11 protein-coding genes and 5 tRNA genes are annotated in these 10,320 nt (G+C 67.2%); 2 read left to right on the top strand and 14 right to left on the bottom strand.

The features are described from left to right. Window positions 1–78: 78 nt before the first annotated feature. Both VGM20_10345 and VGM20_10340 read left to right on the top strand, forming a co-directional pair. Entirely contained in the window at window positions 79–1,002 is a 924-nt protein-coding gene (locus VGM20_10345; GenBank protein ID HEY4101261.1) for a CopD family protein, read from the top strand. Between the two features lie 38 nt (window positions 1,003–1,040). Next, the gene (locus VGM20_10340) at window positions 1,041–1,466 is read left to right on the top strand and encodes a MarR family winged helix-turn-helix transcriptional regulator (GenBank protein HEY4101260.1); all 426 of its coding nucleotides are present in this window, start codon (window positions 1,041–1,043) and stop codon (window positions 1,464–1,466) included. Between the two features lie 71 nt (window positions 1,467–1,537). Here the strand turns inward: VGM20_10340 and VGM20_10335 are convergent, their stop codons facing one another. The 14 genes from VGM20_10335 to VGM20_10270 form a co-directional block, all read right to left on the bottom strand. Then, window positions 1,538–2,815 (bottom strand): FAD-dependent oxidoreductase, encoded by a 1,278-nt coding sequence (locus VGM20_10335; GenBank protein HEY4101259.1) that lies wholly within the window; start codon window positions 2,813–2,815, stop codon window positions 1,538–1,540. After that, a complete protein-coding gene (locus tag VGM20_10330) occupies window positions 2,812–3,060 on the bottom strand; it encodes a (2Fe-2S)-binding protein (protein ID HEY4101258.1) in 249 nt (82 codons plus the stop codon). Before VGM20_10330 ends, VGM20_10335 begins: the two co-directional genes overlap by 4 nt. After that, window positions 3,057–4,184 (bottom strand): FAD-dependent oxidoreductase, encoded by a 1,128-nt coding sequence (locus VGM20_10325; GenBank protein ID HEY4101257.1) that lies wholly within the window; start codon window positions 4,182–4,184, stop codon window positions 3,057–3,059. Before VGM20_10325 ends, VGM20_10330 begins: the two co-directional genes overlap by 4 nt. Beyond that, entirely contained in the window at window positions 4,181–5,131 is a 951-nt protein-coding gene (locus tag VGM20_10320; GenBank protein HEY4101256.1) for a proline racemase family protein, read from the bottom strand. Before VGM20_10320 ends, VGM20_10325 begins: the two co-directional genes overlap by 4 nt. Further along, a complete protein-coding gene (locus VGM20_10315) occupies window positions 5,128–6,042 on the bottom strand; it encodes a dihydrodipicolinate synthase family protein (protein HEY4101255.1) in 915 nt (304 codons plus the stop codon). Before VGM20_10315 ends, VGM20_10320 begins: the two co-directional genes overlap by 4 nt. Window positions 6,043–6,050: 8 nt before the next feature. Then, a complete protein-coding gene (locus VGM20_10310; protein ID HEY4101254.1) occupies window positions 6,051–7,490 on the bottom strand; it encodes an aldehyde dehydrogenase family protein in 1,440 nt (479 codons plus the stop codon). Window positions 7,491–7,496: 6 nt separating this feature from the next. Then, window positions 7,497–8,186 (bottom strand): hypothetical protein, encoded by a 690-nt coding sequence (locus VGM20_10305; GenBank protein HEY4101253.1) that lies wholly within the window; start codon window positions 8,184–8,186, stop codon window positions 7,497–7,499. Window positions 8,187–8,279: 93 nt separating this feature from the next. Then, window positions 8,280–8,352, bottom strand: a tRNA-Lys gene (locus VGM20_10300). A 10-nt stretch (window positions 8,353–8,362) separates the two neighbouring features. Continuing rightward, a tRNA-Glu gene (locus VGM20_10295) sits at window positions 8,363–8,434 on the bottom strand. A 23-nt stretch (window positions 8,435–8,457) separates the two neighbouring features. Then, window positions 8,458–8,530 (bottom strand) — tRNA-Glu (locus tag VGM20_10290). A 62-nt stretch (window positions 8,531–8,592) separates the two neighbouring features. Continuing rightward, window positions 8,593–8,665, bottom strand: a tRNA-Trp gene (locus VGM20_10285). Window positions 8,666–8,682: 17 nt separating this feature from the next. Further along, window positions 8,683–8,756 (bottom strand) — tRNA-His (locus tag VGM20_10280). Between the two features lie 43 nt (window positions 8,757–8,799). Continuing rightward, window positions 8,800–9,447 carry an aminotransferase class IV gene (locus tag VGM20_10275; GenBank protein ID HEY4101252.1) on the bottom strand — a complete coding sequence of 216 codons (648 nt, stop codon included), beginning with the start codon at window positions 9,445–9,447 and terminating at the stop codon, window positions 8,800–8,802. Continuing rightward, on the bottom strand, window positions 9,447–10,310 hold the full coding sequence (locus VGM20_10270; protein ID HEY4101251.1) for a DMT family transporter: 864 nt from the start codon (window positions 10,308–10,310) through the stop codon (window positions 9,447–9,449). Before VGM20_10270 ends, VGM20_10275 begins: the two co-directional genes overlap by 1 nt. Between the last annotated feature and the right edge of the window lie 10 nt (window positions 10,311–10,320).

The raw sequence follows: 10,320 nt of genomic DNA, 5'->3' as shown, positions 1-10,320 counted from the left end.
CCCCGGGATTCTCGCTCGAGAATCACGAGTTGGTGTTGTACGGCCTCTGCGCGGACTGCGCCGGATCGACGTAACGGCATGACCGCGCCCCTCGTCGCGCTGTATGCGGTCGTTCGAGGGGTCATCTACGTCGCGCTTCTGCTGCTGGTTGGCGCGCAGATTCTCGGGCTCGTGATCAAGTATGCGGGCCCGTCCGATGCCACCGGCGTTGGCCGCGACCTTCGCGCCCGGCTCGGCCGGGCCGTCATGCCGGCGGCCGTCATCCTCATCATCGCTGGAATGGTCCGCGGCGTCTTCCAGGTCGGCACCTTCGTCGATCCCGGAGATTCCGTCACCGCCGAGATGGTCCGCAGCGTCCTGCTCAACGGCACATGGGCGCGCGCGTGGATGCTGCAACTGGCGGCCGCGATCGTCCTCCTCGGTGCGCTGCCGCTGCGTCGCAAGCGCGGCGTGGCGCCGGATACAGTCATCACCGTCATCGTCTTCGTCATTCTCTGGGCGGAGACGGGGATGGGCCACGGTGCCGGCGACACCTGGCCATGGATTACTGGACGCGTTGCCTACCTGATCCATCTTGCCGGAATCGGAATGTGGATCGGAACCGTCGGGATGTTAACCCTTGTGGCGCTTCCGGCGCTCTCTGGTGAGGAGCAACTCCCGGATCTCGCGCGTGTCGTCAAGGCATTTTCTATTTTCGGCCGCACCGGTGCGTCGCTCGCGGTCATCTCCGGCGTCACGATCGCCGCGGTGTACAGTCACCTGTCGATCGGGCTGATCGTCCGTTCCACGTGGGGCCGCCTCCTGCTGCTCAAGCTGACGGCATTCATCGGCGTACTGGCATTGGGATGGTACAACTGGAAGGTTGTCACCCCGGCGCTGGAGATGCGGGCCACCGGTTCTGAGGCGCGCCTGCGCCGGGCAGTCCGGATCGAACTTGTTCTCGGCGCGATCATGCTGGCGATCACGACGCTCCTCGTGGTCGCCGCACTGCCGGGCGAGTAAGCAGAGTCGGTCGCGGCGGGATACCTTATCGCGTGCCGATGCCCGCTGATTCGCTCGGACTCACGCTCCATGCTCTGGCGCGCGCCCACCGCGCCCGGCTGAGCGCGCTCCTCGCACCACACGGCCTCCATGCGGGCCAGGACCTGCTGCTTCTCGCGGTATGGGCGGAGCCGGGACAACGACAGGGGGCACTGGCAGCCCACCTCGGCATTGAGCAACCGACGCTGACGCGAATGGTGCAGCGGCTGGAACGCGGCGGAATGGTCGAGCGGCGCCCCGACCAGCACGACGCGCGAGTCTCGCTCGTCTATCCGACACCGCGATCACGTCTGCTGGAGAGTTCGGTGAAGCGGGCCTGGGCCACGCTTGACGAGTCGATGGTGCGGGCGCTGGGATCGGCCGACGCGGCGCGACTTCAAAAATTCGTGGCCGCGGCGACATCGGGCCTCACCGACATGTCGTAGACCGGCGTTTCTGCTTGGCGTTGACGAGGAAGCGGCGCTTGAGATTTGTGCAAAGTCCGCGTATTCCTGCATCAAGCCGATGACAATCCATCCTTCCATTCGCGACACTGCGGCGCCCCGAGCGGCGGCCGCACTCGATTGCCCGACCAACCGAAGAGGGCGCCGCACGCCGGTCCGCAGACCGCTCCCTGACACTCTCCCATTCCAACTCTGGTCCACAACTTGGCCTGCCGCTGGCTCCATGTCGGGTCGAGATCGCCGCGACGGATTCCTTCGCAGCGGCATATGACGGTATCGGCATCGGCCAGCGCCAGCAGTTCGGCCCTCGGCGCGAACGTTGTGCTGAGGTGGCCCGCAAACGCCCTGGCGGCCTTGCGCGCGGCCTGCAGCGACGAGGCATTGGCGCCGGTGAGGTCGCCGGCCGCGGCGCGCCCGGCGATTTCGCCTTCGGCCATCGCGCCGGCGTCGCCCTTGACCCCGGTGCATTCGCCGGCAGCCCATACGCCACTGACGCTGGTCGCCTGCCGCGCATCGACGGCGATGGCGTCTCCTGCGAGTGTGCAGCCGATGAGTTGCGCCAACTCGGTGTTCGGCACCAGCCCCGCGCCGGTCGCAAGCCAGTCACATTCGATGATGCGCTGATCACCATTCAGCTGCATCGTGACCCGTTCGACGAACTGATCGCCATCGGCCCGCATAACCCAACTCGAAGTCCGGAACGGAGTCCTGCGAAATGACCAGCGATAGCGCGCCGCATCGGCCATCGCATCGCGCTTGTTGCGAACGACGTGCATCCCGAAGCGCAGCAGCGCGGTACGCGACGCCTGCTCCGCCACCAGCAGCAGCGAAGCGCCGGCGGATGCCGCGGCCGACGCCACGGGAAGGATGAGCGGTCCGGTCCCTGCGATCACGACCTTCGCACCGCGCAGCGTCAATCCACTCTTGATCAGGGCCTGCAGGCCGCCGATGCCGACCACTCGCGGAAGCGTCCAGCCGGGAAAGGGGAGGAACTGCTCCCGTGCCCCGGTCGCCAGGATCAGCGCGGTTGCGTGATGGCGGACGACCCGGCCGCCGTGGTGCAGGAGCAGGTCGCGCGGTCCGTCGAGATCAATGATGCGGGCATCGGAGAGCATCCGCACTTCGAGTGCGGCGGCGCGTTTGAGAAGCCGGCGCGGTACGGCACCCAGCGTGCGCTGGTCGCGGTGCCGCCAGATCTGGCCTCCCGGGCGAAGTCCCTGATCGATCACCAGGACGCGTTTCCCCTGTTCGGCGGCGGCGATGGCAGCGCTCAACCCGGCCGGCCCCGCGCCGATGATCGCGACGTCGGTCCCTGCGGCAAGTGGACTCATCGTCCGGTGTCCACCCGCATGTCGCGCCGCACCGGTTCGAGGCAGGCGCGAACACCAGCCACCCCGTCGACGGTGACGCGGCATTCAAAGCAGGTTCCCATCCCGCAGAGCGGAGCGCGCGGCGCCCCGTGGACGTCGCGGTGAAAGCTGGTGACACCTGCGTTGAGCAGCGCAGCCGCCAGCGTGATATCGCTCGTGACCGTGACGGGGTTTCCGTTCACGATGATCGGGATGCCGTCAGTCATGCGGCAAGGTGGCCCATCGATGGCATGGTGCGATCGGGCCGGTATGGTAGCGGATCGATTGGTGCCGGTTTCCCGGTGATCCCGGCGACGATCAGTTCGGCGGTTCCGGTCGCCATGGTGATGCCGAGTCCTTCGTGGCCCGCCGCGATCCAGGCGCCGGGGAGCTGTGGCCACGGCCCGATCAGTGGCAGCTTGTCGGGTGTCGCCGGCCGGAAGCCGATCCAGGTGCGAAGCGCTCGAAGCTCGGCCACGCCTGGCATATACTCCGTCGCGCGCGCCAGCATCGTCGCGACCAGCGAGCGATTGATCGACGAATCGGTTCCCACCAGTTCACGCGATGATCCGATGAGCACCTGACCATTCCGCCTGGGCTGCACGTTGAACGCCACGGACGACCCGCCGAAGGTGTGTGCGCTGCGCAGGTAGCCAAGTTCCACGAGCTGATGACGGACAAATCCGGGCGTGCGATCGCTGATGACGAGATGGCCCTTGCGCGGAACGATCGGCAACCCCGGCACGAGATAGGTCGACGCCACGCCGGCCGCGATCACGATCGCCCCGGCGTGGAGCGTGGTGCCGTCCTGCAGTCGCACGGCATTGGATTCGATCGATTGCACCACGCTGCCGAGCTGCACCCGCGCGCCCAGAGATGCAGCGCGGGCGCTGATGGCGCGCGCGACCGCCGGCGGGTAGCAGACGCCGTCGCCGGGAACGAGGAGGGCGCCGGCGAGATCGGGTCGAAGTTGCGGCTCGAGCTCGCGCAGCGCCTGTGCATCGACGATTTCCGCGGCGACACCGGCGGCCCAGTATTGGGTCGCCCGCTCCGTTGCGCCCTCAAGTTCCCGGTCGTCGGCGGCAATCCACAGCGTGCCACAGCCGTCATATTCGGCGGCGGCGGGAAGCGAGTCGGAGAGATCCTGCCATCGTGCCCGGGAGTAATTGCAGAGGGCGAACTGCGCCGGCGTGTCGTCCATCACGACCACGTGTCCCATCGCGGCGCCGCTGCTGCCGCCTCCGGGAAAGCTCGCCTCCAGAAGCGTCACATCCGCCCCCGCCTCGGTGAGGCAGAGCGTGGTCATCGTTCCGACCAACCCGGCGCCCACGACGATGACGTCGGCGGTCATCGCGACGGCAGCCCCTCCCGGAACGGGTCATCGGGATCGAAGAGGAGTGTCGTGCGCCCGGTGATGTAAGCCCGGCCGCGCACCCGCGGGATCAAGGCGCCCTGATCGTCCTCGAGCCATCCGGTGAACATCGATCCGACGATGCTCTCCTGATGCCAATGTTCGCCGATCGCCAGCTCTCCCCTGCCGTGCAGCGTCGCCATCTTCGCCGACGTTCCGGTGCCGCACGGCGACCGGTCATACGCCGCACCGGGACAGAGCACGAAGTTGCGGCTGTCGGCATCGGGCCGGGTCGGCGCCGTGAAGAGCTCGACATGTTCGATCCGATCACCATCGTCACCGGTGATCCCGGCAGCCGCGAGCGCCTCGCGGATCATCGTGGTGATGCGGAGAAGCTCCGCGCGGTGCGACAGGTCGAGCGCCACGCCCGGCAGTTCGGTGAGGAAGAACCAGTTCCCGCCCCACGCTATATCACCGGTTACTACCCCAATGCCGGGGACGGTGACCGCCACGTCACGCCTCGCCAGGCGCGCGGGGACATTGCGGATCGTGACGGTGCCGTCGGCGTCGAGATCTGCCGCCACCGGTCCGACCGGCGTGTCGAGTTCGATGTGCCCCGGACGGACGCGGCCGAGATACTCGAGCGTCCGCACCACGCCGATCGTTCCGTGCCCGCACATCCCGAGGTACCCGACGTCGTCGAAGAAGACGATTCCTGCCGCAGCGGTCGGCCGTTCGGGCGGCGTCAGCAGCGCGCCAACGATGGCGTCGTGGCCGCGCGGTTCGGTGACGACGGCGCGGCGGAGTCCTTCCTGTTCGCGCCGCATGTATTCGCGACGCTCGGCCATTGTCCGGCCGGGCGGCATCGGCCACCCGTCGATCACCACGCGTGTCGGCTCCCCCTCGGTGTGCGAGTCGACGACGTCGATCGGAACCATGCCGCTCATGCGGCGGTGGCCGGCTTCGTCGCCAGCCGTTCGCGGATTACCGCGAGCGCCATTTCGCGTTCCGCTCCCGTCAACACCATGCGTGGTGCGCGGACGCGCTCGTTGCCGAGACCGACTTCGTCCTGCACGAGCTTGATCAATTGCACGAACTTCGGCACCGTGTCGAGTCGCAGGAGCGGCAGGAACCACTCATACAAGGCCCGCGCTTCATGCATCCGACCCGCAACGGCGTGCTCGAAGAGGAGGACCGATTCATCGGGAAGCGCGTTGACCAGCCCTGCCACCCAGCCGGTGGCGCCCATGGCGACGCCTTCGAGGACGGCGTCATCCATTCCGACGAACAGCGCGAGTCGCTCGCCGAGCAGCGCGCGCAGCGCCGTAAAGCGTCGCACGTCGCCGCTCGATTCCTTCACCGCGTGAAGGTTCTTGTGTTCACAGAACATTCGAACCTGCTCCGGCAGAAAATCGGTGCCGTACGCGATCGGATTGTTGTAGAGCAGGCACGAAAGCGGAGTCGCCGCGATCACGGCGCTGACATGCGCGCGCATCTCGGGCCAGTCGCCACGGTAGACGTACGGCGGGAGGACCATGAGGCCCGCACAACCGGCCTTTTCGGCGGCACGGGCGAGCGCGACCGCGTCGCTGGTCGACAGCGACGAGATTCCGGCAACGACAGGAACACGATCGCCGACCGCCTGCACGCAGGTCTCGAGGATCGCGAGCTTCTCATCCGTGGTGAGCGTGGCGCCTTCGCCCAGCGATCCCAGCGCCACGAGGCCGCGGCATCCCGACGCCGTCATCCGCCGCGCGTGTCCCGCAAGAAAGCTGTGATCGACCTCGCCGTTCGCCGTGAACGGCGTCGTGATCGCGGGGAAAACGCCATACCACTGACTGGGTGTCATCGACGCCATTGCATTCCTCAAGGATGAATCTGGACGGTGCGGATTTCGGTGTAGAACTCGCGCGCGGCGGGCCCCTGCTCACGGCTCCCGGATGACGAGGCCTTGGTGCCGCCGAATGGCGCGTGCGGATCGACACCGGTGGTGTCACCGTTGACACGTACCAGCCCGACCTCGATCCGCCGGACATACTCGAGAGCGGTCGCCAGGTGGCTCGTGAAGAGCGAGGCGGAGAGCCCGAACGGCGTATCGTTGGCCAGTGCAATCGACTGATCGAGATCGTCGGCGACCATCACGCCGAGCACGGGACCGAACAGCTCGGTGCGTGCGAGCACGGCAGTCGGCGAATCGAAGCGGAGCACTCGCGGCGCGAACCAGTTGCCGGTGCGATAGCGTGGATCATCGGGAAGTGAACCGCCCAGCAGGACGTTGGCGTCGCCGTCACGCAGCGCGGTTTCGATCCGCGTGCGTGACTCGGCCGTGATCAGCGGCCCGATCGCGGCAGCCGGATCGTCCACCGGCCCGAGTGGCAGCGCGTGAATCGCGGCGCCGAGGCGATCGAGGAACTCCGCTTCCACTCGGCGATCGACAATCACCCGGCTGGTGGCGGTGCACTTCTGGCCTGCATAGCGCATCGCACCTGCAGCGGTCAGCGCCGCAGCCCGACCGAGATCGGCGTCAGCTGCCACGATCACGACGTTCTTGCCGCCCATCTCGGTCTGAAAGCGGATGTTCCGCTGGGCCGCTCCTGCCGCGACACGCGATCCGACGCCCTGAGACCCGGTGAATGAGACCGCGCGCACCTGATCATGCGCCAGCAGCGCGGCACCCGTGCTGCCGTTGCCGTGAATCACGTTGAATGTGCCGCCGGGGAGCCCCGCAGCGGTTGCGGTTTCCGCGAGCAGTTGCGACACCAGCGGAGCGTGTTCCGATGGCTTGAGCACCACGGTGTTGCCGAAGGCAAGGGCGGGCGCCGCCTTCCACAGCGGGATGGCGAGCGGAAAGTTCCATGGCGTGATCAGCGCGACCGGTCCCAGCGGGTCGCGAAGGGTGAACTGCAAGACGTCGGCAGCCTGCGCCGGAATCACGTCGCCCACTTCGCGCACCGCTTCGCCGGCGTAATAGCGGCAGATCACGGTGGCGCGCGCCACTTCACCGCGCGCTTCGCTGATCGGCTTGCCGACCTCGCGCGCCATGGCGCCGGCGAGCTCAGCGGCGCGAGCCGTGATTGCGTCACCCCAGCGGTGCAGGATCTCGGCCCGGGCCGGCCCGCTCTGTCGGCGCCACGCCGGGAACGCCGCCACAGCGGCAGCCACCGCGGCGTCGACGTCGTCTGCTGCCGCCAGGGAGGTTCGCGCGACGACATCCGACGGATTCGACGGGTTGTGCCGTTCGAGGATGGTGCTCGACGATCCGGGACGGAACTCGCCGCCGATCAGGTGATGAAGAACGTCAGTCACCGCAGGTTACTCCCGCGTGAAGACGAGTTTCTTCTGCAGCTTCCCGCCGCCAGCTTCGACCGTCTCCTTGATCTCGAGGACGCTGCCATCCTTGTTCGGCTTGAACTCGCGGGTCAGCATCGCGACGCCGGTCACGCCGTGCGCCACGGCAAGCGTTCCGTCCTTCCAGCCGGCTTCCGTCTCGATGATGCTGCCGTCCATCTGGGCATCCTGCCGCTTGTGACCATCGGTCTTGTAGCTGGATTGCCCTGCTGCGACGGCGATCGCGACCGTCGAGTCGTTGGTCGCGATGATCATCTTCGCGCCGGGGGCAAAATCGGAGAGAATGATCGCCATATGCGGATCGCGCAGGGTGCTCGCTTCCATCTCCTGATTGCGCGCCGCGTCGGCGCTGGCCGCCGCCGCTGCAGAACTGTCAGGCACAGGCGCCTGTTGGCGGCCCTTCCCCTTGCCGCCACCTCCGCCGCCACCACCCCGGCCACCGCCACCACTCGGCCGGGCAAACCCGCCCTCGCCGCCTCGCATCGAGTTGAGCGCGCTAGCACCCACGGCGTCGCTGCGAGCAGGGTCGAGCTTCCAGGTTCCGTTGATCAGTTTCTGCTGGTCTGCGGTCGGCTTTTCCTGGGCAGAGAGCGAGAACGCAGCACCGATGGTCAGTGCGAGGGAGGCGGCGAGGGCAAACGTCCGGCGCGACACGGGAACTCCTCGATGAGGTGTGGCGGAGGGAGCGCTCCCAACATAACGACTGGCGAAAAAAAGCCGCCGTCACGGGGGTGTGACGGCGGAGAATGCCCCGACCAGGACTCGAACCTGGAACCTAGTGATTAAGAGTCACGTGCTCTACCAATTGAGCTATCGAGGCGAAACTGGCATAGCCCCAACGGGAATCGAACCCGTCTCTAGACCTTGAAAGGGTCTTGTCCTAACCGATAGACGATGGGGCCCTTTTCCCGCACAACATCCCACATAGCGCTAACGGGATTCGAACCCGTGTTCCAGCCTTGAGAGGGCTGTGTCCTGGGCCCCTAGACGATAGCGCCGCAGCGGGGGCGAATATAACAAGTCGTCCCCCCGAATCGGCGGGGCCGATCGCGCAACACCACAGGCCCGGCAGGAATCGAACCTGCAACCCCCGGTTTTGGAGACCGGTGCTCTACCAATTGAGCTACGGACCTTCGCGAGGCGTGGCAAGGGTGCCTGACGGGGATTGAACCCGCAACCTCCGCAGCCACAGTGCGGCGCTCTAACCAATTGAGCTACAGGCACCACGGTGCCGCGAGGTGCAAAATGGTCCCCGGCGCCGAACCGGTCAAGCCGTAGTCCGCTGCCAGAATCGCCGCGCAAGCGCCGCCGTGCGCGGGTTTCCACCGAGCGGTGTCCCGTCGAGCATTCCCACCGGAATCACGCCCCGCGCGGCATTGCAGGCGAGGAACGATCGTTTGGCGAGCTGATCGCGAGTGAGCACCGCTTCCCGGAGTCCTCCGCGAGCCATCTCGGTGAGGCGCGCCCTTGCCACACTGCGAAGGCCGCCCAAGGCGAACGGCGGGAAGCAGAGCGTCTCGCCGTCCCACCAGCCAACCGCCCACCGGGTCGCTTCGACGAGGCGATTCTCGCTATCGAAGAGCAGCGCGTCGTCGGCGGCTGCCGCGCGCCCCGTCGCCCGCGCCGCTTCCAGCCAGGCGCGCGCGCCGATCTTGTGCGGGTAGCCGCGATGCGGGGCCGGCGAGCTCGCCAACGCCAGTGACTCGTCGGCTTCGACTTCGCGTTCGGTGATCTGCGCCATCCCATCCGCGATTTCGATCCGGACGACGCGATCGGGACCGCCGCGCGGACGTTCGAGCGCCGGAAGCGGCACCCCAAGCGCGAGGACGCTGTGCATCAGTCGCCATTCGTGCAGCGGCCAGAGCGGCGAATCGCCGTCAATGACGCGCACCGTCTCGATGAGCGCATCAGCCATCAGACAAGATCCGGCACGGGAACCGGTGACGGCGCGCGAATCGCCTGCAGGATCGTGGCACCGACGATGAGTCCGCCTCCCACCAGCGCGAGCGCGGCGGGGACTTCACCGAGGACCAGCCACGACCAGACCGGATTGAACGCCGTTTCCACCAGGAGCATCAGGGACGCCTCGATCGCCGGAATGTGTCGCAAGGCCGAGGTGATCAGCAGGTACGCCCCGGCGATCTGGAAGATGCCCAGATACAGGATCACAGTCCAAGCGTGCCAGGGATGGACGCCCACCGGCATCGCCATCGGAAGGGCCGCGAGACAGGCAAAACAGTTGCCGAGCAGCACGGCAGGAACGCCTCGGTCGACGGTGTCGCCGCGACCCAGCCAGCGCAATCCGATGAGAAGGAAGGCATACGTCACACCGCTGCCGGCGGCGAGGAGGTTGCCGCGTGCAGGATCCGGGGCGGTCGCACTCGGATGGTCGACGCCGAGGAAGACGAGGATCAGACCACCGAAGACCGCGGCGATGATCGGCAGGTCGCTGCGCCGGATCCGTTCGCGGAGGAGGAACGGCGCAAGCAGGAGGACGTAGAGCGGTGCCGTGGATTGGAGGTAGATGGTATTCGCGCTGGTGGTCAGCCGGTTGGCCAGTACGAAGAGCACGAGCGTTGCAGCGTAGGCGATGCCGACCAGCGCCGGCTTCCAGCCGATGCCGCGGCGTGCCTGCGGCACCAGGATCAGCAGCGTGAGCGCCGCGATTCCCGATCGGAACGAGGCGACCTGCCACGCCGTGAAATCGGCGGCCTTGATCGCGGCACCGCCGGTCGAAAAGAGCAGCGCGGCACACGCGATCCGGATACGTGGAGACATGTGCGAAAAT

It is taken from the genome of Gemmatimonadales bacterium (genome assembly GCA_036500345.1).
GTDB lineage: Bacteria > Gemmatimonadota > Gemmatimonadetes > Gemmatimonadales > GWC2-71-9 > Palsa-1233.
This window is presented reverse-complemented; position numbering and strand designations above follow the sequence as displayed.

What these genes read in the sequence shown, in the direction of transcription:
- VGM20_10340 (HEY4101260.1), top strand. Translation starts at nt 1,041, where the DNA reads ATGCCCGCTGATTCGCTCGGACTCACGCTCCATGCTCTGGCGCGCGCC.
- VGM20_10315 (HEY4101255.1), bottom strand. Translation starts at nt 6,042, where the DNA reads ATGGCGTCGATGACACCCAGTCAGTGGTATGGCGTTTTCCCCGCGATC.
- VGM20_10330 (HEY4101258.1), bottom strand. Translation starts at nt 3,060, where the DNA reads ATGACTGACGGCATCCCGATCATCGTGAACGGAAACCCCGTCACGGTC.
- VGM20_10270 (HEY4101251.1), bottom strand. Translation starts at nt 10,310, where the DNA reads ATGTCTCCACGTATCCGGATCGCGTGTGCCGCGCTGCTCTTTTCGACC.
- VGM20_10345 (HEY4101261.1), top strand. Translation starts at nt 79, where the DNA reads ATGACCGCGCCCCTCGTCGCGCTGTATGCGGTCGTTCGAGGGGTCATC.
- VGM20_10320 (HEY4101256.1), bottom strand. Translation starts at nt 5,131, where the DNA reads ATGAGCGGCATGGTTCCGATCGACGTCGTCGACTCGCACACCGAGGGG.
- VGM20_10275 (HEY4101252.1), bottom strand. Translation starts at nt 9,447, where the DNA reads ATGGCTGATGCGCTCATCGAGACGGTGCGCGTCATTGACGGCGATTCG.
- VGM20_10335 (HEY4101259.1), bottom strand. Translation starts at nt 2,815, where the DNA reads ATGAGTCCACTTGCCGCAGGGACCGACGTCGCGATCATCGGCGCGGGG.
- VGM20_10325 (HEY4101257.1), bottom strand. Translation starts at nt 4,184, where the DNA reads ATGACCGCCGACGTCATCGTCGTGGGCGCCGGGTTGGTCGGAACGATG.